The organism is Janibacter sp. LM (assembly GCF_039631275.1).
In the GTDB taxonomy this organism is placed as follows: Bacteria; Actinomycetota; Actinomycetes; order Actinomycetales; family Dermatophilaceae; genus Janibacter; species Janibacter terrae.
The window spans coordinates 1-23,670 of sequence record NZ_JBDIVG010000006.1 but is presented as its reverse complement, the minus strand read 5'-3'; the positions used below and the strand labels follow the sequence as shown (position 1 = coordinate 23,670).

The window sequence follows — 23,670 nt, the reverse complement described above, 5'->3', positions numbered from 1 at the left end:
TCAGGTGCGTCCGGCCGCCCGTGGCGACGACGCGACGTCCGGGACAGCGCGGACGTCCCGGACGCGCCAGGCCCCGTCGTGCCAGACGAGGACGAGGTCGACCCGCTGCCCCGGGCGCGCGGGCCGGGTCCGTCGCCCGCCGTCCGGTCCGACCACCGTGTAGGCGCTCTCGTCGACGACGGTGCGCAGGACGGCCGTCGACCCCGCCGTCCGTTGCAGCTGCGCGGAGCGCACGGTCAGCTCCACCCCCCGGTAGCGGTGACCGCTCTCGCGCAACGAGGTGACGAGCCGGCCGTCCCGCGCGGCCGCGGGCGAGCCCGGCTCGTCGAGCCGGGCGACGACCTCTCGGTCGAGGTCGAGGACGAGGTGCTGCCGCAGCGTGGTCAGCTCCTGCGCGAGTCCCCTCGCCGCCTGCCTGGGCGCCGAGCGGTCCGTGGCGAGCGAGGTCGCCGGCCCGGGCGCCGATGACGTCCGGGCGGACGGGTGGCTCGGGGTGGCGCCCCCTTCGTCCTCGGCGGTCGCGATCTGTCGCCACGGGACGATCACGGCGAGGAGCAGGGCGACGGCAAGCACGACGACGGTCCCGACTCGCCGGCCGAGCAGAGGCGTGTCGACGGCCGACCGGGCGATCGCGCGCGGCTCGCTCACCTCGTCCGGGTCGCGCGAGAGGTCGACGGGCTCGTCCCTGCGGCGCGGCGCGGCGTGACGACCTCCACGGCGCGGCTCGCGCCGTACCCGCTCCCCCTCGGCCTGCTGGGGGCGACGCTGCCACCACCGACGACGTGGCTGCGCCGGGCGAGCCGCCGCCAGCTCCAGCTGCCACGCGGGCGTGCGCAGCTCGTCCTCGGCCGCCGCCTCGCGGATGCGTCGGGTCAGGCCCGACGCGACGTCGCCGGGCGAGGTCATCCGCAGCGGCTGCGCGGGCACCGCGTCGAAGACGGCGCGCGCCACCTCGTCCGCCTCAGGCCGCAGCGCCGGGTCGGTCGCGAGGCAGGACTCGACGGCTTCGACCAGGGCGGGTTCGTCGGGCACGAGGTCGCCCAGCTCCGGGCGCGCGGCGATGTGCCCCGGAGCCGAGCCGGCGAGGCAGAGCCAGGCGATCGCACCGACCGCGTGGACGTCGCTGGCCCGCCCCGGGTCCCCGCCCTCGAGGACCTCCGGCGCGACGAACCCGTCCGTGCCGTGCACGTCGCCCGGTGCCTCGCCGGTGAGGCGCGAGTAACCGAGGTCGGCGAGCGCCGGCCGCCCGGTGGAGTCGAGCAGGATGTTGCCGGGGCTGAGGTCACCGTGGACGATGCCGAGGTCGTGCAGGCCGGCGAGCGCCTCGGCGATCGGCGCGATGATCGTGACCGTCTCCCCGGGCGTGAGGTGCCCGCGCTCGGCGACCACGCGCTCCAGCGAGCCGCCGGCGAGGAGCTCCAGGACGAGGGCGGTGGACCCCCCTTCGTCCGTCTCGACCTCGAGGATCTCGTGCAGGCCGACCACGTGCTCTCCGGCCGCGTGCTGGAGCATCGCGTACTCGCGCACGCTCTCGTCGTCCAGGCCACCGCGCACGATCTTGACCGCGACCAGCTCGTCGTCGCTCTCGCGCCGGGCCCGCCACACCGTGGCCGTCGAGCCGCGACCGAGCAGGCGGGTCAGCCGGTAGCCGGGCACCTGGGGCGGGATCTCGTCCATGCCCCCACCATGGCCCGGATCGTCGATCCAGCCGCGGAGTTCTCCACAGGCACGAGGCGGCCGCGGACCTCACCGTCGGTCCTGCTCCCCCTTCGTTAGCCTGACGCGCATGGCCCCTCGCTCCGAGCGCATCGAGTACAACGGCACGGTCTACGACTCCTGGGCGGACCTCCCGCCCGAGGTGCAGGACCTGGTCCGCACGCGGATGCCCGACACGGACGGCGACGGGATCCCCGACGTCTTGCAGGGCGGTCCCCTGCCCGAGCCGGCGGTGACCACCACGTACTCCGTCAACGGCACCGAGTACACCTCCCTCGACGAGCTGCCGCCGGACGTGCGGGCGCACCTCCAGCGGGCGTTGGCCTCGGGGACGACGCCGGGCGGGTCCTTCACCGAACGCGTCGCCGGGCAGCCGCTCGAGGAGCCCCGCCGGCCGTGGTGGCGCCGCCTCCTCGGATGACGCTGGTTAACCTGCGGTCATGACCGCAGACCAGCCCACGATCCTCGCCACCTCCGGTGGCTACGTCCGGCCGGAGCGGGGGGACCTCGTCTTCGCCGGGCTCGTCCACCACGCCGTCGAGCTGTCCGGCACGACCTCGCGCCCGCGGATCTGCCAGCTCGGCACGGCCATGGGTGACCCGCGCACCTTCAACGCCGCCTTCTCCGAGGCGGGCGCGGCGGCCGGGTACGACGTCACCCACCTCAACCTCTTCCCGATGCCGACGGTGGAGGACATGGAGGACCACCTCCTCGCGCAGGACGTCGTCTGGGTCAACGGCGGGTCCGTCGCCAACCTGCTCGCGGTCTGGCGGGTGCACGGGCTCGACGAGGTCTTCCGCCGCGTGTGGGAGGCCGGCGTCGTCCTCGCCGGCGTGAGCGCCGGCTCGATCTGCTGGTTCCGCGGGGGCACGACCGACTCCTTCGGGCCGGAGCTGCGGGCGGTCACCGACGGGCTTGGTCTCCTCCCGTACGACAACGGCGTGCACTACGACAACGAGGCCCGTCGCCGGCCGACGGTGCACCGTCTGGTCGCCGACGGCACGCTCGGCGAGACCCACTGCACGGACGACGGCGTCGGCCTGGTCTACCGCGGCACCCAGCTCGTCGAGGCCGTCACCGAGGTCGACGGCAAGGGGGCGTACATCGTGACGAAGGGGGAGGACGGCCGGGCGGTCGAGACCCCCGTCGAGACCCGACGACTCCCCCGCTGAGCCGGGCGTAGGCTGGCCCGATGCGTTTTGAGGAGCTGGGCTTCGCGCCCGCCACCGTCGACTACCTGACCGCCTGGGAGCACCAGAAGCGGGTTCACGCCGCGGTCGTGGCCGGCGAGCTCGAGGACACGACGCTCCTGCTCGAGCACACGGCGGTCTACACCGCCGGCAAGCGGACCGAGCCGCACGAGCGGCCGGTCGACGGCACGCCGGTCATCGACGTCGACCGCGGAGGCAAGATCACCTGGCACGGCCCCGGGCAGCTCGTCGGCTACCCCATCGCCCACCTGCCCGGTCGCCGCGACGTCATCGCCCACGTGCGCCGGCTCGAGGAGATGATGATCCGCGTCGCCGCCGACGTGGGCGTCACCGCGACCCGCGTGCCGGGACGCTCCGGCATCTGGGTGCCCGGCGCCGACGGTGCGCGCGACCGCAAGCTCGGGCAGATCGGCATCCGCGTCTCCCGGGACGTCGCCATGCACGGGTTCAGCCTCAACGTCGACTGCGACCTGTCGTGGACGCAGACGATCGTGCCGTGCGGCATCCCGGACGCGGACGTCTCGACCCTCGCCCTGGAGACCGGGCGCGACCTCACCGTGGCCGACATCCTCCCTTCGGCCAGGGCCCACCTGCTCGAGGTCATGACCGAGGACCTGCCGCTCACCCGCGGAGCCGCGGCCACCGCCTGATCACCGGAGCGGGATCGCGTGCTCCCACGGCTTGTCGAGGTCGAAGCGCCGCCCGCTGATCTCCTCGGGGGCGATCTCGACGAAGACGTCCTTGTCGGTCGGCACCCACGACCGCAGCCGGGAGGCCTCCGCGCGCTCGCGGTCATCGGTGGACTCCAGCACGCGCGCCCGGCCGCGCACGACGACCGACCACGCCTGCGCGGAGTCGTAGCCGTCGATCTCGAAGGCCACGTCCGACTGCATGACGACGCCGAGCAGCTTGTTGCCCTGGGCGGTCCGGAAGAGCAGGACCTCGCGGTCGATCGCGTAGTTGATCGGGACGATGTGCACCTCCCCCGCCAGGTGGAAGGCGAGCCGCCCGAACTCGTGCCCGCGCAGCTCCTGCCAGCACTCGTCCCGGCTCATCCCGTGGATGGGTGACTGCGTCATTCCGACCTCCTGTGACCCCGTGCGGGTCCGTGTGCCCGACACCTCGATCCTAGTGACGAAGGGGGTGCCCGTCGCCCCCCTTCGACCCTCCGCGGGGGCGGCGTAGGCTGGAGCGGTTTCCGGACACCACCGGGACCACCGAGATTGCCAGGAGAGCTGCGTGACCGTCGCACCCGAAGGACGTCGTCTGCTGCGCGTCGAGGCGCGCAACGCCGAGACACCCATCGAGCGGAAGCCGGAGTGGATCCGCACCACGGCGAAGATGGGCCCCGAGTACAACGCCATCCGCGGGCGGGTGAGCGGCCAGGGCCTGCACACCGTCTGCCAGGAGGCCGGCTGCCCCAACATCTTCGAGTGCTGGGAGGACCGTGAGGCGACCTTCCTCATCGGTGGTGACGTGTGCACCCGGCGCTGCGACTTCTGCGACATCGCGACCGGCCGCCCCACGTCGCTCGACATGGACGAGCCGCGCCGCGTGGCCGAGTCCGTGCGCGAGATGGGCCTGCGCTACTCGACCGTGACCGGCGTCGCCCGCGACGACCAGCCCGACGGTGCCGCCGCCCTGTACGCGGAGACGATCCGGGCGATCCACGAGCTCAACCCGCACACCGGTGTCGAGATCCTGCCGCCCGACTTCGGCGCCAAGCCCGAGCTCGTCGGGCAGGTGTTCGATGCCCGCCCCGAGGTCTTCGCCCACAACCTCGAGACCGTGCCGCGCATCTTCAAGAAGATCCGCCCCGCCTTCACCTACGACAAGTCCCTCAGGGTCCTGTCGATGGCCCGCGAGGCGGAGCTCGTCACCAAGTCCAACCTCATCCTGGGCATGGGCGAGGAGGACCACGAGGTCGAGGAGGCGATCCGCGACCTGCACGAGGCCGGCTGCGACATCCTGACGATCACCCAGTACCTGCGCCCCTCCAAGCTGCACCACCCGATCGACCGGTGGGTCAAGCCGGAGGAGTTCGTCCACTGGAGCGAGCTCGCCGAGGACATCGGCTTCAAGGGCGTCATGGCGGGGCCGCTGGTGCGCTCGAGCTACCGCGCCGGTCGCCTCTACGCGACGGCCATGCGCAAGTGGGGCCGGGCCATCCCGGAGCACCTGTCGCACCTCGAGCAGGCCATCGACGAGCCGGCCCGCCAGGAGGCCTCCTCGCTCGTCGCGAAGTCCCGCGCCCAGGCCCTGCTCGACCAGCCCGCCACCGGCACCGACGGCTGAACCCCACCCCCTTCCCGAGGAACTAGACTCAACCCCCATGGCCAGCAAGAACGAGCAGCCCGAGAAGCCGAAGCGCGAGAACCCCTTCAAGCGCCTCCGCACCGTCTACACGACGATCAAGCAGATCGACCCGCAGATCGGTCTGTGGATGCTGCTCGCCTTCGTCGCGGTGCTGGCCGTGGGCGCCGTCATCGGCCTGGTCATGGGGCACGTCCTCGCCTCGCTGCTCGTCGCGCTCCCCTTCGCCGCGCTGGCCGCGATGATCATGATGTCCCGCCGGGGTGAGCGGGCGGCCTTCGCGCAGATGGAGGGCCAGCGCGGCGCCTCGATCGGTGGCCTGTCCGCCCTGCGGCGTGGCTGGTACTACGACCAGGAGCCGGTCGCGGCCGACGCGACCAAGCCGAGCGAGATCAACACCGCGGCCGTCGTCTTCCGGGCGCTCGGCCGGCCGGGCGTCGTGCTCCTCGGCGAGGGCCCCAAGCACCGCGTCGACCGACTCTTCGTCAAGGAGACCAAGAAGATCAACCGGGTCGCCCCGGGCGTCACGGTCCACACCTTCCGCGTCGGCTCGGGCGAGGGCGAGCTCGCCCCCCGCAAGATCCGGATGACGCTCACCAAGCTGCGCCCCGAGCTGTCCAAGGAGGAGATGGCCGTCGTCAACAAGCGGCTGAAGTCCCTCCCGGGCCTGCGCCAGGGCGTCCCCGCCGGGGTCGACCCCACGCGCGCGCGCATGGACCGCCGCGCCCTGCGCGGTCGCTGAGCCGACGTCCTCGTCAGGGGCGCGTGACCCGCGTGCCGGCGGCGAGGTCGTGCAGTCCCCGCCCGTCGTCCTTGAGCATGATGATCGCCGGGATGAAGAGGCACAGCAGCGCGGCCCGGACGGCGGAGCGAAGGGGGGTGACCCACTGCCCGTGCACCGGCACGACCCGCAGGCCGAGCAGGCGGTGGCCGAAGGTCGCGCCGCCGAGCGTCACGCCGAGCGTGTTGAGCACGAAGAGCAGACCGAGCGGCACGAAGGAGAAGCCCTCCGGGCTCAGCTCGACGACCCGGCCGACCAGGCCGTGGGTGATGACCAGGCAGGCGATCCAGTCCACGAGCAGGGCGAGGACGCGACGACCGAAGGGGGCGGCGCTCCCCCCTTCGTCCTGGGTGGGGACACGACGGCCGGCGCTGCTGCTCACCGGAGCAGCCTATGCGTCCCGTCGATGGACGCGACCACCGGCCGGGCCCGCCACTCGGTAGGCTCGATCTCAGTGCGTGGGACCACCGTCTCGTGTAACACCGGCGAAACATCCGGGTCATGGTCGGGAAACCGGCCCGGCCTACGGTGACGCCAACAAGTTGATGCGGCAGGTCAGAGTGGGCTGCCGCCCCACCCCAGGAGGATGGTTTGTTCAGCTCCCCTGACGAGGTTCTTGAGTTCATCAAGGCCGAGGACGTCAAGTTCGTCGACATCCGCTTCTGCGACCTGCCGGGCATCATGCAGCACTTCAACGTGCCGGCCGAGTCGATCGACGAGGACTTCTTCACCGAGGGCCAGATGTTCGACGGCTCCTCCATCCGCGGCTTCCAGGCCATCCACGAGTCCGACATGAAGCTCGTGCCGGACATCAAGACCGCGTACCTGGACCCCTTCCGCGACGAGAAGACGCTCATCGTCAACTTCTCGATCGTCGACCCCTTCACGGGCGAGCAGTACAGCCGTGACCCCCGCAACGTCGCGGCGAAGGCCGAGGCGTACCTGAAGTCGACCGGCATCGCCGACACCGCGTACTTCGGTGCCGAGGCCGAGTTCTACGTCTTCGACGACGTCCGCTTCGACACCCAGCCGCAGGGCTCCTACTACTTCCTCGACTCGATCGAGGCCAAGTGGAACTCCGGTCGGAAGGAGGAGGGCGGCAACAAGGGATACAAGACGGCCATGAAGGGCGGCTACTTCCCCGTGCCGCCGGTGGACCACTTCGCCGACCTGCGCGACCAGATCTGCCTGAGGATGAAGGACGTCGGTCTCGAGGTCGAGCGCAGCCACCACGAGGTCGGTTCCGCGGGGCAGCAGGAGATCAACTACAAGTTCAACACCCTGCTCCAGTCCGGCGACGACATCATGAAGTTCAAGTACGTCGTCAAGAGCACCGCCTGGCAGGCCGGCCACACCGCGACCTTCATGCCCAAGCCGATCTTCGGCGACAACGGGTCCGGCATGCACACCCACCAGAGCCTGTGGAAGGACGGCGAGCCGCTCTTCTACGACGAGCAGGGCTACGGCGGCCTGTCCGACCTCGCCCGCTGGTACATCGGTGGCCTGCTCAAGCACGCCCCGGCGCTGCTCGCCTTCACCAACCCGACGGCCAACAGCTACCACCGCCTGGTCCCGGGCTTCGAGGCCCCGATCAACCTCGTGTACTCCGCGCGCAACCGCTCGGCCTGCATCCGCATCCCGATCGCGGGCAACTCGCCGAAGGCCAAGCGCGTCGAGTTCCGCATCCCGGACCCCTCGAGCAACCCGTACCTGTGCTTCGCGGCCCAGCTGATGGCCGGCATCGACGGCATCAAGAACCGCATCGAGCCCCCGGAGCCGGTCGACAAGGACCTCTACGAGCTGCCGCCGGAGGAGCACGAGGCCATCGAGCAGGTCCCGACCTCTCTCCCCGAGGTCCTCAAGGCTCTCGAGGCCGACCACGAGTTCCTGCTCGAGGGCGACGTCTTCACCCAGGACCTCATCGACACCTGGATCACCTGGAAGTACGAGAACGAGGTGCTCCCGCTGCAGGTGCGCCCGCACCCGCACGAGTTCGAGATGTACTTCGACATCTGATCGTCAAACGCAGGCAACGATGAACCTCGTTGCACCCGTGCGAACGCGGACCTGGAGACGGGTCCGCGTTCGCGCTGTTTCCACGCAATGACGTCCTCTGGGTCAGCGGAAGGCGCCAACCCCAGTCAGCGCACGACCGATCGTCAGCTGGTGCACCTCGGAGGTGCCCTCGTAGGTCAGGACCGACTCGAGGTTGTTGGCGTGGCGCAGGACCGGGTACTCCAGGGTGATGCCGTTGGCTCCCAAGAGGGTTCGGCACTCACGGGCGATGGCGATGGCCTCGCGGACGTTGTTGAGCTTGCCCAGGCTCACCTGCTCCGGACGAATGTTCCCGGCGTCCTTGAGTCGCCCGAGCTGGATGGCCAGGAGCATGCCCTTGCCGTACTCGAGGCTCATGTCCGCCAGCTTGGTCTGGGTGATCTGGTAGCCGGCGAGCGGCTTGCCGAAGACCTGGCGATCAGCGACGTACGACAGCGCTGACTCGATGCAGTCACGCGCCGCCCCGACCGCACCGAACACGATGCCGAAGCGGGCCTCGTTGAGGCAGGACAGCGGGCCGGAGAGGCCGGCGGTCTTGGGGAGCATCGCCGAGCCCGGCAGCCGCACGTCCTCCAGGACGATCTCACCGGTGATGGAGGCGCGCAGGGACAGCTTCTGCTTGATCTCCGGAGCGGAGAAGCCCGGGGTGTCGGTCGGCACGACGAAGCCGCGGATACCGCGCGACCCCTCCTCCTCGTCGGTGTTGGCCCACACGACGGCGACGTCGGCGATCGGGGAATTGGTGATCCACATCTTCGTGCCGTTGAGGACCCAGTCGTCGCCATCGCGACGGGCTCGGGTGCGCATGCCTCCCGGGTCGGAGCCGAAGTCCGGCTCGGTCAGACCGAAGCAGCCGATGGCCTCCCCCTTCGCCATCCGCGGCAGCCACTCCTGCTTGTGGTCCTCACTGCCCCAGTGGTGGATGGCGAACATCGCCAGCGACCCCTGCACGGACACGAGGCTGCGCAGACCCGAGTCTGCCGCCTCCAGCTCTAGGCAGGCCAGACCGTAGGCGGTCGCGCTCATGCCGGCGCACCCATAGCCCTCGAGGTGCATGCCGAGGACGCCGAGCTCACCCAGTTCCTTGGCGAGCTCGCGGGCCGGCAGGCTCCCGGCCTCGAACCACTCGGCAAGGTTCGGGCGCAGCCGATCGGTGCAGTAGCGCGCCACCGTCTCCTGGATCGCGCGCTCCTCATCGGTCAGCAGCGTGTCGATCGCAAAGATCGAGGTCAGGGTCTGAGTCGCAGCCATGGGGTCCTCCGGGATAGTTAAACGAACAGTGTGAGGTTTAGCGGGAATGCTAACCTAACAGCGTTAGTCAACGCAATGAAAGGTGTGGTCGTGGCCCGTCCCAGCACCCCGATCCTCAGCCGGGAACGCATCCGCGACGCCGCGCTCGCCCTGATCGACGAGGACGGGCTGGCGCAGTTCTCCATGCGGCGCCTGGCCGCACGACTCGACGTCCAGGCGCCCTCGCTCTACAGCCACTACGCCAACCGGGACGCGGTCCTCGACGCCGTCGCCAACCTCCTCACCCAGCAGGTCGACACGAGCGGCTTCGCCGACGGCGACTGGCGAAGGGGGGTCGAGACCTGGGCACGCTCCTACCGGGCCTCCTTGGCAGCTCACCCCAATGCCGTTCCGCTCGTCGCCTCGGGGGCCGGTCGTCGCGACGACTTCCTCGCGATGTCCGAGCGCGTGCACAGCGGCCTCCTGGCCGCCGGATGGCCGGCCCGCATCGCCACCGAGATCTCCGGGTCGGTGAAGTACCTCGTCGTGGGGGCGGCCTCGACCACGTTCGCGAGCGGCTTCGCCGACGACGCGCAGGTCTACCTCGAGCGCTACCCCGCCCTCGCGCAGGCACACCGCCTACCCGAGCTCGCCGAGGAGATCGATGCCGAGAGCTTCGAGCTCGGCCTTGCGTGCCTCCTGGACGGGCTGGCGATCCGTTATGAGGACGTGGTCATGGGCGAGGGGCAGGCATGACCTCGACCAGCTACGCGGTCGTGGGCGGCGGGATCCTCGGCGTCGCCGTCGCCCGACGGATTCTCCAACTGCGTCCGGGAGCCGAGGTCACCGTCGTGGAGAAGGAGTCGGTGCTCGCCGCACACCAGACCGGCCACAACAGCGGTGTTGTCCATGCCGGCCTCTACTACGAGCCGGGCTCGCTCAAGGCACGACTCTGCCGTCGCGGCATCCACCTCCTCAAGGAGTTCTGCAGCGAGCACGACATCTCCTACGACGAGTGCGGCAAGGTCCTCGTCGCCCTCGACGACGTCGAACGCTCCCGACTCACCGCCATCAGGGAGAGGGCCTCGGCCAACGGTGTCCCCGACGTCCGTGAGTTGGATGCAGTCGAACTTCGCGAGATCGAGCCGCACGTGATGGGTGTGGCCGGCCTGCACTCCCCCCACACCGCGATCGTGGACTATGCAGCCGTAACCCGCGCGATGGCCGCAGACATCATGACGTCAGGCGGGACGGTCCGCACGTCGTTCGAGGTCATCGGCATCCACACCACCGGTGCTCAGACCGTCCTCACCGGAGCCGACGGCCAAGAGGTGCGTGCTGAGCAGATCGTGCTCTGCGCCGGTCTGCAGGCCGACCGCGTGGCACTTCTCGCCGGGGATGACGAGGACCCACGCATCGTCCCTTTCCGAGGGGAGTACTACCTGCTGCGACCGGAACGACGCGATCTCGTGCACGGTCTGGTCTACCCGGTCCCGGATCCTCGCTACCCCTTCCTCGGCGTGCACCTCACGCCGCGGATCGACGGCGAGGTCATGGTGGGCCCCAACGCCGTCCTCGCGCTGGCCCGCGAGGATGCCCGACGAACTCGCCCGCGCCGACGCCGACTGGCTCGCCCTCCGCGAACCAGCCGACGCAGCCGCCCGCTCAAAGGACCTCGTCGAAGCCCTCCGCCCCCACCTCCCGACAGACGGTCTGGTCATCCACGATCTCGGCTGCGGCTCGGGCTCGATGGTCCACTGGCTCGCACCCCAGCTGCCGGGCCACCAGCACTGGATCGGCTACGAGCGCGACGAGGACCTCCTGGCGCGTGCCGCCGCTGCTCCCCCACCGTTGTCCCTCGACGGCCATCAGGTCACCATCGAGACGCGCCTGCGCGACATCACTCGTCTCCCGGCTGAGGACCTCGACGGCGCCTCACTCATCACGGCGTCTGCGCTGCTGGACATGATGACGCGCGAGGAGATCGAGCGCATGGTCGCGAGCATCGCCACAGCCGGGCGCCCTGCCCTCATCACGCTGAGCGTCGTCGGGGTCGTGGACCTGATGCCCGCGCACCCCTATGACCAGCAGGTCGCCACGGCGTTCAATGAACACCAGACACGGGACACGAAGCAGGGCCAGCTGCTCGGACCGGATGGGGTGTATGTGGCGGCGAACGTGCTGAAGGACGCGGGCTGCACCATCCGGTTGGTCCCGACCGTGTGGCGTCTGGACGCGGGCACCGCTCCCCTGCTGCGGGCGTGGCTCGAGGGCTGGGTCGCGGCTGCGTGCGAGCAGTCGCCGTCCGTGCGGGTGGATGCCGCGGAATACGTGAACTGGCGTCTCCAGCAGTTGGCTGCCAGGCAGCTGACCGTCACCGTGCACCACCGCGATCTCCTCGCCCTGCCGTGGCCGTCCCCGCGACGCTGACGGTTAGAGGTTGACGACTGCCTGGGTAATGGTGGCGAGGGCGGCAACGCCGCCGAGTCCCAGCACGAATTGCTGGAGCCGTCGTCCGGAGACATTCCGTCCCCACTTCCGGCTGACGGCGAGGCCCAGCACTGCCGCGGGCACAAGGGCGAGGGACAGCAGCACATGCTGCTGGCTGCCGCGATCGAGGACCACCACTGCTGCCATGGACAGAGCGATACCGGCCAGCAGTGCAGTGCTGACGGTTGCCCGGAAGACTGCCGCTGGTTGACCTCGGTAGACCATGCTCACCGGCGGTCCGCCCAGCCCGGCGGCAGTCCCCATGATGCCCGACGCCAGACCCGCAGCCAGTCGATTCCGATCGGTCAGCGCAGGCGCCTCACGTACCCCGATCAGGACCGAGGCGAGCAGAGCGCACGCCACGACGATCCCCAGAACCTCCGGCCGCACGATCAGCAACAAGCCAGCACCGATCAGTGTCCCCGGTACCCGTCCCGCGACGATCAGGCCGCTCCCGCGCAGGTCGATGTGCGCCAGATCGGCGATCATGTTGCCCACGACCATGGGAAGGGTCAGGAGCAAGGGCACCGTGGGGATGGCCAAGGGCTCCACGACCGCCAGCAGGGGCACCACCGTGAAGGCCAACCCAAAACCAACCATCCCTTGGAAGGCGGCCCCGACGAAGGCCCCGACGACGAGCAGACCCCACACCGTGGGGTCCAGTGCGATCATTCGCTGCTCGCGATCAGGAAGCGTTCGAGGTACGCGCGCTCCTCATCGGTGACCGCGCGCGCCCGTCCGCTCTCGGCGTCCCGAGGGACCAGCACGACCGTCCCGCTGAAACACGTCTGATCACCTTGGATTCCGACATGCCTCAGGGTGTAGGACTTGTCGCCGATGCGGCTAACGGACATGCCCACCGACAGTGGAGTGCCGTACTCGACCGGTGCGGAGTAGTCGATGCTCATCGAGACCACCATCTTCGCTCGCAGAAAGTCCTCGTAGCCCGCGGCGACCGCGTCCCGCGCAAGCCACAGCATCCGGGCCTCAGCCATGAGCTCGACCACGACAGCGTGGTTCACATGGCTCAATGCATCCTGGTCACTCCACCGGACCGCCACCTCGACGACGTAGTGCTCCGCTGTCGGGACATCGAGGGGATCGAGGCGGCTGCGCGGCATGGGTGTCCTTTCCTTTCGTCGGTGCAGATCAGAGGAACGCGTTGACGCCGGTCTCGGCGCGACCGATGAGCAGCTTCTGGATCTGGGAGGTGCCTTCGTAGAGAGTCATGACCCGGGCGTCCCGCATGTACTTCTGCACGGGGTACTCGTCGACGTATCCGTACCCACCGAAGACCTGGATCGCCATGTTCGCCGCGTCGACCGCCTTCTCGGACGCGAAGAGCTTCGCCTTCGATGCCTCGATGCTGAAGGGCAGGCCGCGCTCGATGAGGTCTGCAGCACGCCACGAGAGCAATCGGGCGGCGTCCGCATCGAGCGAGATCTGGGCGATCATGTCCTGGATCATCTGGAACGACGCGAGCTGGCGGCCGAACTGCTTGCGTGTCGTCGAGTAGTCGACCACTGCCTCGAGGCAGCCTTGGATGATGCCGGTGCACCCGGCGCCGACGGAGACCCGACCCTTGTCCAAGGAGTTCATGGCGATCTTGAAGCCGCCTCCCTCCTGACCGACCATGGCGCTGTCGGGAACGCGCACGTCCTCGAAGGTCAGGGAGGAGGTCACCTGGCCTCGGAGTCCGAGCTTGCCGTGGATCTCCTCCCGGATGAATCCGGGCGTATCAGTCGGCACGAGGAACGCCGAGACGCCCTTGGGACCGGGGCCACCGGTGCGCGCGAAGACGATGCACACGTCCGCCCAGGAGCCGTTGGTGATGAAGATCTTGGACCCGTTGATGACCCAGTCGCTGCCGTTGCGCGTAGCGCGGGTCCGCAGGTTTCCCGCGTCGGAACCGGTGTCGGGTTCGGTCAGGCCGAAGCAGCCCAGCTTCTCGCCCGTGGCGATGCCGGGCAGCCACTCCTGCTTCTGGGCCTCCGTGCCGTGGTCGAGCACGATCTTGCCGAACAGACCCATGGAAACCGACACGATGCCGCGGACCGAGGAGTCGGCCCGCCCGAGCTCCTCCATCCCGATGCAGTAGGTGATGTAGTCCCCACCCAGGCCGCCGTACTCCTCCGGGATGGTGAGCCCGAAGAACCCGAGCTCCCCGAGCTTGGGGATGATCGCGGTATCCACGCGCTCGTCGCGGTCCCACTGGGCGCGATGGGGCACGACCTCGTTGTCGAGGAAGTCACGGGCGATCTTCTGGAATGCTTGCTGGTCCTCGCTGAGCGACAGATCCACCATGTCAGTCTCCTGCTGTCTCGTAGGTGTACCAGCCGCGGCCGGTCTTGCGTCCGAGGTGGCCGGCCTCCACGAGCTCGGTGACGCTGCGGCTGGGTCGGTCCGCGGGATCGCCGGTCTCCGCGTACCGCTCGGTCTTGCTGTGGTAGCCGATGTCGATGCCGGTGAGGTCCATCAGCTCGAAGGGCCCCATCGGGTAGCCGAGCGCCGTGCGGCAGGCGGCGTCGATCGCCTCGACCGAGGCGTAGCCGCCCTCGTGGAGACTGATGGCCTCGTCACGGACCGCGTTGAGGACCCGGTTGGCGACGAACCCGAAGATCTCCTTCTCGAGCACGATCGGCTGCTTGCCGAGCCCCTCGACGTACTCGACCGCGGTGGTCATCGTCGCGTCAGAGGTCTCCTGTCCGCGCACCACCTCGACGCCCTTCATCACCAGCGCGGGGTTGAAGAAGTGGATGTTGCAGAACCGGTCCGGTCGCCCCGATGCGTCCGCGAGCTTCGACGGGACGATCGAGGAGGAGTTTGAGGCCAGGACCGTGTGCTGCGGGCACACCCGACCGATCCGCGCGAAGAGGTCCCGCTTGACGCTGACCCGCTCGACGACCGCCTCGATGACCAGGTCCGCGTCGGCGACGGCACTCTCGAGGTCGCTCACGACACCGAGCCGGGCAAAGGCGGCGTCGACGTCCTCACGTGAGCGCCGCCCCTTGTCCACCTGCCGGTCCAGGCGGTGACGAAGGGAGGTGACGGCCCGGGCGGGAGCGTCCGGATCAAGGTCGTACAGCACGACGTCGTGCCCTGACAGTGCGCTGACCATGGCGATCTGTGAGCCCATCGCTCCCGATCCGATGATGGTGAGCCTCATCAGTGTCCTCCGAACTGCGCGACGCGCTTCTCGATGAAGGCCGTGGTGCCCTCGGCCTTGTCCTGGGTGGTGTAGAGCAGTGACTGTGCGAGCCGCTCGACGACCTGGCCGGTGGTGCGGTCCGCGTCGAGCCCTGAGCGGATGACGATCTTCGCCAGTCGCACGGCGAGAGGGCCCTTGGTCAGGATGGTCTCCGCGGTGCTACGTGCTTCGGCGAGCAGGTCCTCCGGCTCGACCACGCTCGTCACCAGACCGATGCGCAGGGCCTCGTCGGCGCCCACGAGCCGGCCGGTGAGTACGAGCTCGATGGCACGACCGACACCGACGAGACGACCGAGTCGCTGGGTACCGCCGGCCCCGGGAATGATGCCCAGCGTGGTCTCCGGCAGACCGAAGCGCGCCGAGGCCGAGGCGATGCGGATGTCGCACGACATCGCCAGCTCGCAACCACCGCCGAGGGCGAAGCCGTTGACCGCCGCGATGGTCGGCTTCTCGAACGACTCCAGCTCGTCGAACGTGCGCTGCATCTGCGATTCCAGACCGGTGTGGAGATTGTGTTTCACCAGCTGGCTGATGTCCGCACCGGCGACGAATGCCTTCTCTCCGGCACCGGTGAACACCACCGCCCCGACGCTGTCGTCGTCACGCGCGGCGGCCAGCACCCCACGCAGGTCTGCCAGGACAGCGCGGTTGAGTGCGTTGCGCACCTCGGGCCGGGAGATGGTGACCGTGGCGATGCCGTCGGCGATCTCGTAGTCGAGGGTCTCGAACTGCGCGCCGGTGCTCATGCTGCCTCCAGCAGGACCGAGAGTCCCTGCCCGACACCGACGCACAGCGTCGCCAGGGCCCGGTTGGCACCGCGGTCGTGCAGCTCCATGGCCGTGGTCAGAGCCAGACGGGCACCGGTTGCACCCAGAGGATGACCGAGGGCGATCGCGCCGCCGTTCGGGTTGACGTGGTCGGCGTCGTCGGGCAAGCCGAGCTGGCGGGTGACCGCCAACGACTGCGCGGCGAACGCCTCGTTGAGCTCGATCAGATCGATCCGCTCGGTCGTCAACCCGTGCCGAGCGAGCAGCTTGCGGGTGGCGGGGACGGGACCGATACCCATCGTCCGCGGCGGCACGCCAGAGGCTGCCGCACCCGTGACCCGCGCCAAGGGGATCAGCCCGTACCGACGTACCGCGTCGCCCGAGGCGACCAGCACGGCAGCTGCCCCGTCGTTGACGCCGGACGCATTGCCCGCGGTGATGCTCCCGCCGGCCACGATCGGCCGGAGGCCGGCCAACTTCTCCAGCGTCGTCTCGCGCGGGTGCTCGTCCGTGTCGATCACCACTGTGCCGCTGCGCGTCTCGTAGCTGACCGGGACGATCTCCCGCGCCAGCCGGCCATTGGCGATCGCCTTGGCAGTGCGCTCCTGGGAACGCAGGGCGAAGGCGTCCTGGTCCTCCCGGGAGATGCCGTGCTCGTCAGCGAGGTTCTGTGCCGTCTGCGGCATCGAGTCAGTGCCGTAGAGCGTTTCCATGCGCGGGTTGACGAATCGCCAACCGATGGTGGTGTCGTGTACCTCGGCCGAGCGGCCCCACGGGCTTGACGACTTGGGCATGACGAAGGGGGCCCGCGTCATGCTCTCCACTCCCCCGGCGATCATCAGGTCCGCATCACCGGCGCGGATCGCGCGTGCTGCGATGGCCACAGAGTCCAGTCCGGAGGCGCACAGCCGGTTGACCGTGCTCCCCGGGACGTCAACGGGGAGATCGGCCAGAAGGACCGCCATGCGGGCGACGTTGCGGTTGTCCTCGCCGGCCTGGTTGGCGCAACCGAGCACGACATCATCCAGGGCGTCCCAGTCGACGGACGGGTGCCGTCCCATCAGGTCTCGCAGCACGTGGGCCGCGAGATCATCCGCCCGTACTGGCGCCAAGGCACCACCGTAACGACCGATCGGTGTCCGGACACCGTCCACGAGATAGGCGTCAGTCATGTGACTTCTCCTTGGTCCTCGGGTCGGTTCACTTGCCGAGGATCGGCTCGTAGATGTCGCTGGTCTCGTTGATGATCTGCTTGAGCTCCTGACCGTCCTTGAACTCGTCCGGGACGAAACGCTCGCCGATCGTCTTGCTGACCTTCGGCTCCGCGCTCGCCTTGCCCAGTGCTTCCGTGAGCTCCGCGGCGATGTCCTCGGGGAGGCCGGCGGGAGCAGCCAGGCCGAAGACGGACCCTGAGTCGTCCAGGCCCTTGTAACCCAGCTCCTCGAGGGTGGGCGCGTCAGGCATTGCCTTGTCGCGCTCCGGGTTGCCGACGGCGAGCGCCTTGAACTTGCCGCTCTCGATGTTGCCGATGATGTCGTCGGACGAGTTGATCCACAGTGCGTCGACGTTTCCGCCCAGCTGAGCCGCGATCAGCTCGGCATTGCCGTCGAAGGGCACTACGCGCAGCTTGATGCCGTACTTGTCCTTCAGGCGGCGCAGCTCGACCGCCTGGGGCGTGGAGGCACCCGGAACGCCGACCGAGATGGAGTTGGGCTTCGCCTTCGCCTCCGCGAAGAAGTCCTCAGCGCTGTCCCAGCGTGCGTCAGCACTCGTCACGAGAGCGGTCGGCACCTCGGCCATCACGCCGAGCATGGTGAAGTCTTCTGGCGTGTAGGACACGTCGTTGACGAGCGGGGTGGAGACCAGGGTGCCGGTGGTGACCAGACCGAGCGTGTAACCGTCCGCATCCGCGGTCATGAGCTCCTGGGTGCCGACGGCACCGGAGCCGCCCGGCTTGTTCTCCACGACGACGTTGCCATCCAGGTGCTTGGAGAGGGCCTCGGCATAGGTGCGGGCAGTCAGGTCCGAGGGGCCACCCGCGTCATAGGGCGTGACCAGGCGAATCGTGTCGCTGGGGTACTGCTCGGCTGACTCGGTGGTGCTGGAACCAGCACTGCAGGCGGTCAGGGTGGCGACGGTGATACCCGCCGCGACGGTACGTAGGACGTGAAGTCGCTTCATGGTGTTCCTTTGCTTCATGGTTCGGTGGGTGGTGCAGATGCTTACATCGTCGGAGCGGACCGATCGGCCGTCCGAGGTGCCGGGATGGTCCTCACCTCCTCGGCGAACCGGAGCGGAGCCGCGGTGAGTTCACGAAGGCGGTCAGGGCTGAGGGACTCGACCATGGCGGTGACCACGAGGCCTGAGTCATCGATGTCGAGGACAGCCAGATCGGTATAGATCCGGCTGACGACGCGTGCGGCGGTCAGCGGGTAGCTGCACCTCTCGACGATCTTGGGGGTGCCCCCCTTCGTCCGGTGGGTCATCATCACGAAGAGCTGCTTTGCGCCGACCGAGAGATCCATCGCCCCGCCCACGGCGGGCGGCTTGGACATGTCACCGGTCGACCAGTTCGCCAGGTCACCGGCTGCGGAGACCTCGAAGGCGCCTAGCACGCTGATGTCGATGTGTCCGCCGCGCATCATCAGGAACGAGTCGGTGTGGTGGAAGTACGAGCCGCCGGGCAGGAGGGTCACCGGGCCCTTGGCGGCGTTGATGAGGTCGGTGTTGCCCTCACCGGGCGCGGGTGCCGGGCCCATGCCGAGCATGCCGTTCTCGCTGTGGAAGACGATCTCGCGGTCGTGCGGTACCTCGTTGCCCACGAGCACCGGTTGGCCGATGCCGAGGTTGACGTAGGCGCCGTCCGGGATGTCGCGTGCCACCTGGGCTGCGACCTGTGTGGGTGTCAGGTTCATGCCCGCTCCCCCACCTGGACCACCCGGTCGACGAAGATGCCGGGCGAGACAATGGCTTCGGGGTCGAGACTTCCCAGCGGGACGATCTCGCGCACCTCGACGACCGCGAGCTTCGCCGCGGTGAGCATCGTGGGACCGAAGTTGCGTGCGACGTTGTTGTAGATGATGTTTCCCCACCGATCTGCCCGAAGGCCCTGGACCAGTGCCACGTCTCCGGGCAGTGGCTTTTCGAAGACGTGTTGCCGCCCGTTGATGACCCGGACCTCCTTTCCATTGGCCAGCTCGCTGTCCGCGCCGGCCGGGGTGAAGAAGCCCCCCAGGCCGGCGCCCGCTGCTCGCATGCGTTCGCTCAACGTGCCCTGAGGGGTTACCTCGAGCTCGATGCGTCCGGCTTCCCAGTACTTCTCGAACCAGATCGAGCCGGCGGAGCGCGGATAGCTGCAGATGATCTTCGCGACGCGGGCTTCTCGGATGAGTGCGGCGATGTCGCCCTCGCCGGTGCCGGCGTTGTTGGTCACCAGCGTGAGGTCGGTGACGCCGAGGTCCAGCACGCCGTCGATCAGGGTCTTCGGGATCCCCGACTCGCCGAAACCGCCGATGAGCACGGTGTCGCCGTCCTTGATGCCGGTGACCGCTTCTTCGACGGTCGCCACGGTCTTATCGATCACGGCCGGCCCCCTCGAGCTCGTGGTCGCCGTCGACGCGCTCCGCGTCGCTCCCGTCGGGCAAGGTGTCGCCGTCGACGTGGGCGAAGGCCCGGTTGCGACGCTTGGACATCAGCGTGCCGACCACGATCACGAGGGCGATGGTCGCGAGGATCCCGCCGGAGATCGGTCTGGTGACGAAGATGCCGTAGTCACCACCGGACAGGATCAGCGACTGTCGGAACGCCCGCTCGAGGATCGGCCCGAGCACGAAGGCCAGGACGAACGGTCCTGGCTCGAAGCCGGTCTTCTTCATCAGCCAGCCCACGACACCGAAGCCGAGGACGACCCACATGTCGAAGATGTTGTTGTTGACCGAGTAGACGCCGGCCATCGTCACCATCAGCGCCAGTGCCGCCAGCATCCCGGCGCGGATGCGCAGCATCTGCACGAAGATCGTCACGAGTGGGACGTTGAGGATCAGCAGCATCAGGTTTCCGATGTACATCGAGGCGATGACACCCCAGAAGACGTCCGGACGCTCCTGGATCATCTGCGGTCCCGGGGTGATGCCCTGGATCAGCAGCGCTCCGTAGATCAGCGCGAGCACGACGTTGGCCGGCAGACCGAGCGTCAGCAGCGGGATGAAGGCCGCGGTCGACGAGGCGTTGTTGGCCGTCTCTGGACCGGCCACGCCCTCGATGGCCCCCTTGCCGAATCGGCTGGGGTCCTTTGCCCGTCGCTTCTCGACGGCGTAGGAGGTCAGCGAGGAGATCACGCCACCTCCGCCGGGAAGTACACCGAGGAAGAAGCCGAGCACCGAGCCGCGGCCGATGGCACCGGCCGAGTCCTTGATGTCCTGGCGCGAAGGGAGGACCTTGCGGACCGTGACCTTGACGGCCTGGACCTTCTCGTCCTGCTCCAGCGTGTGCAGCAGCTCGCCGACGCCGAAGAGGCCCATGGCCACGGCGACGAAGTCGAATCCCTCCATCAAGGACACCTGTCCGAAGCTGAACCTGGTGCCACCCGAGATCGGGTCGAGCCCGACGGTGGCGAGGAACAGTCCGAGTCCGGCGGCGAGCAAGCTCTTCGTCAGGGCGCCGCTGCCGAGGTAGGTGATGAGCAGGATGCCCAGCAGAGCCAGGGCGACGTACTCCGGCGGGCCGAAGGCGACCGCGATACCGGCCAGCAGGGGCGCGAGCAGGGTCAGCCCGATCACGGCGAGCGTGCCACCGACGAAGGATCCGATGGCCGCGATGCCCAGGGCGGCACCGGCCCTCCCTTGGCGCGCCATCTGGTAACCGTCGAAGGTGGTCACGACCGAGGCCGCTTCACCGGGAAGCCGCAGCAGGACGGAGGTGATCGTCCCGCCGTACATCGACCCGTAGTAGATACCCGCGAGCATGATCACCGCGGTGGTCGGCTCCAGCGTGTAGGTCAGCGGCAGCAGGAGCGCGATGGTGGCCGTGGGGCCGAGTCCTGGCAGCACCCCGATGATGGTGCCGATGAGCACCCCGAGGAAGACGTACAACAGGTTGACGGGGTCGAGGGCGACTGCGAACCCCTGACTGATGCCGTTGAGGACGTCCATGTCACAGCCCCCCGGCGATCGGTCCGGCGGGGAAGGGCACACCGAGCGCGACCACGAAGATCAGGTACAGGCACACAGCGGTAGCGAGGGCGATCGGGATGGCCAGACGCCACGGCTCTGCGGCGAAGAAGCGCAGGAGGAAGAGCATGAGGGCGGCTGCGGGCAGGACGAAGCCGACCAGACCGAAGGCCACGATGAACAGGGCCAGGGCCGCGACGCCCACCAGCAGGCGAAGGCTGCGCCTCGTCCATGCCTCGTAGTCACTCCGCTTGTCGATGAGGAGGAGCGTGCCCGCAGCCGCAGCGGTGAAGACGCAGATCATGAGCGGCCACAGGCCCGGGCCGACTCGCGTCGCGTCGCCGAGGCCGAGCTTCAGCGACTCCAGGGCGAAGTAGACCGAGAGGACCAGCAGGATCACGCCCGGCAATCGGTACATCTGTGAGTGCCACCGTGGTGCCGCGGCGGTGCGCAGACTGACGTCTTGCATGAGGGCTCCTTTGCCTTCTCTGGTCTGGTGATCTGGAACACTAGGGGAGGATTTAGGGATGCTGAAAGACCAATAATCGACGCTATTCATATGCTTCAGTGATGAATCGGAGCCGACTGACATGGAGCTCAAGCACCTACGGGCGTTCCTCATCGTGGCCGAGGAGCTGCACTTCAGCCGGGCGGCGGAGCGGCTGCACATGGCGCAGCCACCCCTGAGTCATCTGATCAAGCAGCTCGAGGCCGACCTCGGTTGCATGTTGTTCGAGCGCACGACGAGACGAGTTCGGCTGACCAGTGCGGGCGAGGTGTACCGCGAGCACGTCGAAGTCGCCCTGGCCGACCTCGATCGAGCGCGCGAGGCCGCTCTCATGGCTCTCGGCGGCGATCGCGGAAGGATCGTCGTGGGGCTGACCGGCATCACGACGGGCCTCCTGCTGCCGCAGCTCGCTCGGGCCTACCGGTTGCGCTACCCCAACGTCCAGCTGGACCTGCGACCGGAGCCCTTCAGCGGGGCGAACGAGGAGGCCCTCCTCGATCGCAGGATCGACGTGGCGTTCCTGCGGCACCGCGTATCGACCTCAGCGCTCACCGGCCGATTGATCGCGAAGGAGGCCCTCGTCGCAGCGGTGCCGGCGCACCATCCGCTGGCCCAGGCATCGAATATCTCGATCGCGGACCTCGCCGATGAGAACTTCGTCGCGTACCCACCAGGACAGGGCTCGAGCCTACGCGGAGTGTTCTTCAGCGCCTGCAGCGACGCCGGGTTCCGACCACGCATCATCCAGGAGGTGAAGGACACGCAGATGATGGCGTCGTTGGTGAGCGCCGAGGTGGGTGTGGCAGTGCTCCCCGACTCGGTGGCGCGCTTCAACATCGAAGGGGTGACCTTTCGCCCGCTGGCGGAGTCGGCCCACCATCTGCCGGTGTACCTCGCCTGGCGCTCCGAGGAGCCCTCCCCCGCCCTGCAGAGGCTCTTGGAGATGTCGGAAGAGATCTGGCCGGCTGATCCCGCTTGATCTGCGACTCGGGTACTGCGATCACCGGCCGCCGTCGATCGATATCGATCACGCTCGCGGCGCTTCTGGCCGCGGGATGGTCGACGAACCACTTCGCCGCCCTCCTACCCGTGCTTGCGGAGGTCGCGCACATCTCCAAGCCGGGTCTGGATGCGGCGTTCGGCCTCTACGCCCTCGGTCTGCTGCCGGGTCTGCTGCTCGGCGGAGGCCTGTCCGACCGCAGGGGTCGACGGCCGGTCGTGCTGACCGGGCTGATCCTGTGCGCCGCGGGCAACGTGGTCATGCTGCTCTGGCCGACGCTGGCCGGGGTGCTGATCGGCAGGCTCGTCGTCGGCGTGGGAGTCGGCCTAGTGGCCAGTGCGGGGACCGCGTGAGCGGCCGACCAGGACTGGACGAAGGGAGCCGCGCGGGCAGGGGTCGTGCTCACCACCGGGTTCGCGGCCGGCCCGCTGGCCTCCGGGCTGATCGCGCAGTTCACCCCCGGCCGGATCGGACTGGTCGTGGCCTTCGCCGTCCCCGCGCTCCTCACCGGCCTCTCGGCGCTGCTGTGCCTGCTCCCGGACCACGCCAGCGTCGTGGCGCCCGCCACGAAGCCTCATCCGGCGCGCGACGGCAGCTCCGCCCCCTTCGTCGAGGACCGGCGCATCGGCCCCGACCTCGCCGCCTCTCTGCCGATGGGGCTGTGGGTCTTCTCCTGCGTCGTCATCGCCATGATCGTGCTGACCGAGCGGATCGGTGGCCAGTACGGGGGGCCGATGCGCCGGCGGTGGCGGCCGTCCTGGCCCTGGGCACCGGGATCCTCGTCCAGCTCGGCACGCGCCCGCTCGCCGGCTGGCGACCGCTCGGGGTCGTCGGAGCGGCGCTGGCGGCCACCGCCTTCGTCATCTCCGGTGTGGCCGGTGGCCGGATGAGCATCGCGACCTTCGTCCTGTGCTCGCTCATCTTCGGGGCCGCGTACGGCCTGTGCCTCGGGCAGGGCCTGCGCGACGTCGACCGGCTCGCACCCCGCTCCACCCGGGGGCTGGTCATCGGCATCTTCTACGTCGTCACGTACACGGGCTTCGCCCTGCCCTTCGTCCTCAACACCTACGAGGACAGCATCGGCGCCTCGGCTCCGATGCTGGTGCTTGCGGGGCTCGCCGCGGCCAGCGCACTGGCTCGGCTCGTGCAGGTGCGGCGAGGCGACAACCGTCATTTTGAGGCTCTCCTGACGCTTCCGTGGGTGTTCTGGCGAGCCGTTGACG

General features: G+C 69.0%; 26 protein-coding genes and 2 pseudogenes. 13 read left to right on the top strand and 15 right to left on the bottom strand.

The genetic code is table 11. From position 1 onward, the window contains the following. Positions 1 to 1,677: a serine/threonine-protein kinase gene (locus tag ABC138_RS03905; protein ID WP_345912809.1), complete on the bottom strand. Its 1,677-nt coding sequence runs from the start codon at positions 1,675 to 1,677 to the stop codon at positions 1 to 3. Between the two features lie 109 nt (positions 1,678 to 1,786). Here ABC138_RS03905 and ABC138_RS03900 point away from each other — a divergent pair, with 109 nt between their 5' ends. Genes ABC138_RS03900 through lipB form a run of 3 tightly spaced genes read left to right on the top strand, consistent with a single transcriptional unit; the run spans position 1,787 to position 3,577 of the window. Continuing rightward, the gene (locus ABC138_RS03900) at positions 1,787 to 2,137 is read left to right on the top strand and encodes a hypothetical protein (protein ID WP_345912808.1); all 351 of its coding nucleotides are present in this window, start codon (positions 1,787 to 1,789) and stop codon (positions 2,135 to 2,137) included. A 19-nt stretch (positions 2,138 to 2,156) separates the two neighbouring features. Next, positions 2,157 to 2,888, top strand: coding sequence for a peptidase E (locus ABC138_RS03895; protein ID WP_345912807.1), 732 nt, complete (start codon positions 2,157 to 2,159; stop codon positions 2,886 to 2,888). A 20-nt stretch (positions 2,889 to 2,908) separates the two neighbouring features. Then, positions 2,909 to 3,577: a lipoyl(octanoyl) transferase LipB gene (lipB, locus tag ABC138_RS03890; RefSeq protein ID WP_338538257.1), complete on the top strand. Its 669-nt coding sequence runs from the start codon at positions 2,909 to 2,911 to the stop codon at positions 3,575 to 3,577. Here the strand turns inward: lipB and ABC138_RS03885 are convergent, their stop codons facing one another. Then, positions 3,578 to 4,006 carry a pyridoxamine 5'-phosphate oxidase family protein gene (locus ABC138_RS03885; protein WP_068324833.1) on the bottom strand — a complete coding sequence of 143 codons (429 nt, stop codon included), beginning with the start codon at positions 4,004 to 4,006 and terminating at the stop codon, positions 3,578 to 3,580. A 160-nt stretch (positions 4,007 to 4,166) separates the two neighbouring features. Here ABC138_RS03885 and lipA point away from each other — a divergent pair, with 160 nt between their 5' ends. Together lipA and ABC138_RS03875 are read left to right on the top strand one after the other, a co-directional pair. Next, entirely contained in the window at positions 4,167 to 5,222 is a 1,056-nt protein-coding gene (lipA, locus tag ABC138_RS03880) for a lipoyl synthase (protein WP_068324835.1), read from the top strand. A gap of 37 nt (positions 5,223 to 5,259) precedes the next feature. Next, positions 5,260 to 5,982, top strand: coding sequence for a DUF4191 domain-containing protein (locus ABC138_RS03875; RefSeq protein WP_338538258.1), 723 nt, complete (start codon positions 5,260 to 5,262; stop codon positions 5,980 to 5,982). 13 nt (positions 5,983 to 5,995) lie between these two features. On the opposite strand, the gene ABC138_RS03870 is transcribed toward ABC138_RS03875, so the two are convergent. Further along, positions 5,996 to 6,403 (bottom strand): RDD family protein, encoded by a 408-nt coding sequence (locus tag ABC138_RS03870; protein WP_068421969.1) that lies wholly within the window; start codon positions 6,401 to 6,403, stop codon positions 5,996 to 5,998. 209 nt (positions 6,404 to 6,612) lie between these two features. Here ABC138_RS03870 and glnA point away from each other — a divergent pair, with 209 nt between their 5' ends. Further along, positions 6,613 to 8,037 carry a type I glutamate--ammonia ligase gene (glnA, locus tag ABC138_RS03865; RefSeq protein ID WP_068324840.1) on the top strand — a complete coding sequence of 475 codons (1,425 nt, stop codon included), beginning with the start codon at positions 6,613 to 6,615 and terminating at the stop codon, positions 8,035 to 8,037. Between the two features lie 102 nt (positions 8,038 to 8,139). Here glnA and ABC138_RS03860 read toward each other — a convergent pair whose 3' ends face one another. Next, positions 8,140 to 9,327: an acyl-CoA dehydrogenase family protein gene (locus ABC138_RS03860; RefSeq protein WP_345912806.1), complete on the bottom strand. Its 1,188-nt coding sequence runs from the start codon at positions 9,325 to 9,327 to the stop codon at positions 8,140 to 8,142. Between the two features lie 90 nt (positions 9,328 to 9,417). On the opposite strand from ABC138_RS03860, the gene ABC138_RS03855 reads away from it, so the two are divergent. From ABC138_RS03855 to ABC138_RS03845, 3 genes and pseudogenes are all read left to right on the top strand, one after another. Next, positions 9,418 to 10,062 (top strand): TetR/AcrR family transcriptional regulator C-terminal domain-containing protein, encoded by a 645-nt coding sequence (locus ABC138_RS03855; protein WP_345912805.1) that lies wholly within the window; start codon positions 9,418 to 9,420, stop codon positions 10,060 to 10,062. Further along, positions 10,059 to 10,865, top strand: a pseudogene (lhgO, locus tag ABC138_RS03850) (L-2-hydroxyglutarate oxidase); the annotation flags it as partial. The gene ABC138_RS03855 and the pseudogene lhgO, both read left to right, overlap by 4 nt. Before the next feature lie 34 nt (positions 10,866 to 10,899). After that, on the top strand, positions 10,900 to 11,736 hold the full coding sequence (locus ABC138_RS03845; RefSeq protein ID WP_345912804.1) for a class I SAM-dependent methyltransferase: 837 nt from the start codon (positions 10,900 to 10,902) through the stop codon (positions 11,734 to 11,736). 3 nt (positions 11,737 to 11,739) lie between these two features. Here the strand turns inward: ABC138_RS03845 and ABC138_RS03840 are convergent, their stop codons facing one another. Genes ABC138_RS03840 through ABC138_RS03790 form a run of 11 tightly spaced genes read right to left on the bottom strand, consistent with a single transcriptional unit; the run spans position 11,740 to position 21,408 of the window. Then, complete coding sequence (locus tag ABC138_RS03840) at positions 11,740 to 12,468, bottom strand: sulfite exporter TauE/SafE family protein (RefSeq protein WP_345912803.1); 729 nt, start codon at positions 12,466 to 12,468, stop codon at positions 11,740 to 11,742. Beyond that, a complete protein-coding gene (locus ABC138_RS03835) occupies positions 12,465 to 12,917 on the bottom strand; it encodes a thioesterase family protein (RefSeq protein WP_345912802.1) in 453 nt (150 codons plus the stop codon). Before ABC138_RS03835 ends, ABC138_RS03840 begins: the two co-directional genes overlap by 4 nt. Positions 12,918 to 12,945: 28 nt before the next feature. Continuing rightward, a complete protein-coding gene (locus ABC138_RS03830; protein WP_345912801.1) occupies positions 12,946 to 14,100 on the bottom strand; it encodes an acyl-CoA dehydrogenase family protein in 1,155 nt (384 codons plus the stop codon). A gap of 1 nt (position 14,101) precedes the next feature. Then, positions 14,102 to 14,962, bottom strand: coding sequence for a 3-hydroxyacyl-CoA dehydrogenase family protein (locus tag ABC138_RS03825; protein WP_345912800.1), 861 nt, complete (start codon positions 14,960 to 14,962; stop codon positions 14,102 to 14,104). Next, complete coding sequence (locus ABC138_RS03820) at positions 14,962 to 15,750, bottom strand: enoyl-CoA hydratase-related protein (protein WP_345912799.1); 789 nt, start codon at positions 15,748 to 15,750, stop codon at positions 14,962 to 14,964. Before ABC138_RS03820 ends, ABC138_RS03825 begins: the two co-directional genes overlap by 1 nt. Then, on the bottom strand, positions 15,747 to 16,943 hold the full coding sequence (gene pcaF, locus ABC138_RS03815) for a 3-oxoadipyl-CoA thiolase (RefSeq protein ID WP_345912798.1): 1,197 nt from the start codon (positions 16,941 to 16,943) through the stop codon (positions 15,747 to 15,749). The genes ABC138_RS03820 and pcaF overlap by 4 nt, the downstream gene beginning before the upstream one ends. Positions 16,944 to 16,971: 28 nt before the next feature. Then, positions 16,972 to 17,952 (bottom strand): tripartite tricarboxylate transporter substrate binding protein, encoded by a 981-nt coding sequence (locus ABC138_RS03810; protein ID WP_345912797.1) that lies wholly within the window; start codon positions 17,950 to 17,952, stop codon positions 16,972 to 16,974. Positions 17,953 to 17,993: 41 nt separating this feature from the next. Further along, a complete protein-coding gene (locus ABC138_RS03805) occupies positions 17,994 to 18,686 on the bottom strand; it encodes a 3-oxoacid CoA-transferase subunit B (RefSeq protein WP_345912796.1) in 693 nt (230 codons plus the stop codon). Next, positions 18,683 to 19,354, bottom strand: a complete 672-nt coding sequence (locus tag ABC138_RS03800; protein ID WP_345912795.1) for a 3-oxoacid CoA-transferase subunit A — start codon at positions 19,352 to 19,354, stop codon at positions 18,683 to 18,685. Before ABC138_RS03800 ends, ABC138_RS03805 begins: the two co-directional genes overlap by 4 nt. Further along, positions 19,344 to 20,921: a tripartite tricarboxylate transporter permease gene (locus tag ABC138_RS03795; RefSeq protein WP_345912794.1), complete on the bottom strand. Its 1,578-nt coding sequence runs from the start codon at positions 20,919 to 20,921 to the stop codon at positions 19,344 to 19,346. Before ABC138_RS03795 ends, ABC138_RS03800 begins: the two co-directional genes overlap by 11 nt. Before the next feature lies 1 nt (position 20,922). Beyond that, positions 20,923 to 21,408 carry a tripartite tricarboxylate transporter TctB family protein gene (locus ABC138_RS03790; RefSeq protein WP_345912793.1) on the bottom strand — a complete coding sequence of 162 codons (486 nt, stop codon included), beginning with the start codon at positions 21,406 to 21,408 and terminating at the stop codon, positions 20,923 to 20,925. Positions 21,409 to 21,529: 121 nt separating this feature from the next. On the opposite strand from ABC138_RS03790, the gene ABC138_RS03785 reads away from it, so the two are divergent. The 4 genes and pseudogenes from ABC138_RS03785 to ABC138_RS03770 all read left to right on the top strand — a co-directional run. After that, positions 21,530 to 22,426: a LysR substrate-binding domain-containing protein gene (locus ABC138_RS03785; protein WP_345912792.1), complete on the top strand. Its 897-nt coding sequence runs from the start codon at positions 21,530 to 21,532 to the stop codon at positions 22,424 to 22,426. Continuing rightward, positions 22,423 to 22,800: an MFS transporter gene (locus ABC138_RS03780; protein ID WP_345912791.1), complete on the top strand. Its 378-nt coding sequence runs from the start codon at positions 22,423 to 22,425 to the stop codon at positions 22,798 to 22,800. The genes ABC138_RS03785 and ABC138_RS03780 overlap by 4 nt, the downstream gene beginning before the upstream one ends. Positions 22,801 to 22,845: 45 nt before the next feature. Then, a complete protein-coding gene (locus ABC138_RS03775; protein ID WP_345912790.1) occupies positions 22,846 to 23,337 on the top strand; it encodes a hypothetical protein in 492 nt (163 codons plus the stop codon). Continuing rightward, positions 23,334 to 23,670 (top strand): annotated as a pseudogene (locus ABC138_RS03770) (hypothetical protein); the annotation flags it as partial. The gene ABC138_RS03775 and the pseudogene ABC138_RS03770, both read left to right, overlap by 4 nt.

What these genes read in the sequence shown, in the direction of transcription:
- ABC138_RS03905 (WP_345912809.1), bottom strand. Translation starts at nt 1,677, where the DNA reads ATGGACGAGATCCCGCCCCAGGTGCCCGGCTACCGGCTGACCCGCCTG.
- ABC138_RS03900 (WP_345912808.1), top strand. Translation starts at nt 1,787, where the DNA reads ATGGCCCCTCGCTCCGAGCGCATCGAGTACAACGGCACGGTCTACGAC.
- ABC138_RS03895 (WP_345912807.1), top strand. Translation starts at nt 2,157, where the DNA reads ATGACCGCAGACCAGCCCACGATCCTCGCCACCTCCGGTGGCTACGTC.
- lipB (WP_338538257.1), top strand. Translation starts at nt 2,909, where the DNA reads ATGCGTTTTGAGGAGCTGGGCTTCGCGCCCGCCACCGTCGACTACCTG.
- ABC138_RS03885 (WP_068324833.1), bottom strand. Translation starts at nt 4,006, where the DNA reads ATGACGCAGTCACCCATCCACGGGATGAGCCGGGACGAGTGCTGGCAG.
- ABC138_RS03875 (WP_338538258.1), top strand. Translation starts at nt 5,260, where the DNA reads ATGGCCAGCAAGAACGAGCAGCCCGAGAAGCCGAAGCGCGAGAACCCC.
- ABC138_RS03860 (WP_345912806.1), bottom strand. Translation starts at nt 9,327, where the DNA reads ATGGCTGCGACTCAGACCCTGACCTCGATCTTTGCGATCGACACGCTG.
- ABC138_RS03845 (WP_345912804.1), top strand. Translation starts at nt 10,900, where the DNA reads ATGCCCGACGAACTCGCCCGCGCCGACGCCGACTGGCTCGCCCTCCGC.
- ABC138_RS03840 (WP_345912803.1), bottom strand. Translation starts at nt 12,468, where the DNA reads ATGATCGCACTGGACCCCACGGTGTGGGGTCTGCTCGTCGTCGGGGCC.
- ABC138_RS03835 (WP_345912802.1), bottom strand. Translation starts at nt 12,917, where the DNA reads ATGCCGCGCAGCCGCCTCGATCCCCTCGATGTCCCGACAGCGGAGCAC.
- ABC138_RS03830 (WP_345912801.1), bottom strand. Translation starts at nt 14,100, where the DNA reads ATGGTGGATCTGTCGCTCAGCGAGGACCAGCAAGCATTCCAGAAGATC.
- ABC138_RS03825 (WP_345912800.1), bottom strand. Translation starts at nt 14,962, where the DNA reads ATGAGGCTCACCATCATCGGATCGGGAGCGATGGGCTCACAGATCGCC.
- ABC138_RS03820 (WP_345912799.1), bottom strand. Translation starts at nt 15,750, where the DNA reads ATGAGCACCGGCGCGCAGTTCGAGACCCTCGACTACGAGATCGCCGAC.
- pcaF (WP_345912798.1), bottom strand. Translation starts at nt 16,943, where the DNA reads ATGACTGACGCCTATCTCGTGGACGGTGTCCGGACACCGATCGGTCGT.
- ABC138_RS03810 (WP_345912797.1), bottom strand. Translation starts at nt 17,952, where the DNA reads ATGAAGCGACTTCACGTCCTACGTACCGTCGCGGCGGGTATCACCGTC.
- ABC138_RS03805 (WP_345912796.1), bottom strand. Translation starts at nt 18,686, where the DNA reads ATGAACCTGACACCCACACAGGTCGCAGCCCAGGTGGCACGCGACATC.
- ABC138_RS03795 (WP_345912794.1), bottom strand. Translation starts at nt 20,921, where the DNA reads ATGGACGTCCTCAACGGCATCAGTCAGGGGTTCGCAGTCGCCCTCGAC.
- ABC138_RS03790 (WP_345912793.1), bottom strand. Translation starts at nt 21,408, where the DNA reads ATGCAAGACGTCAGTCTGCGCACCGCCGCGGCACCACGGTGGCACTCA.
- ABC138_RS03785 (WP_345912792.1), top strand. Translation starts at nt 21,530, where the DNA reads ATGGAGCTCAAGCACCTACGGGCGTTCCTCATCGTGGCCGAGGAGCTG.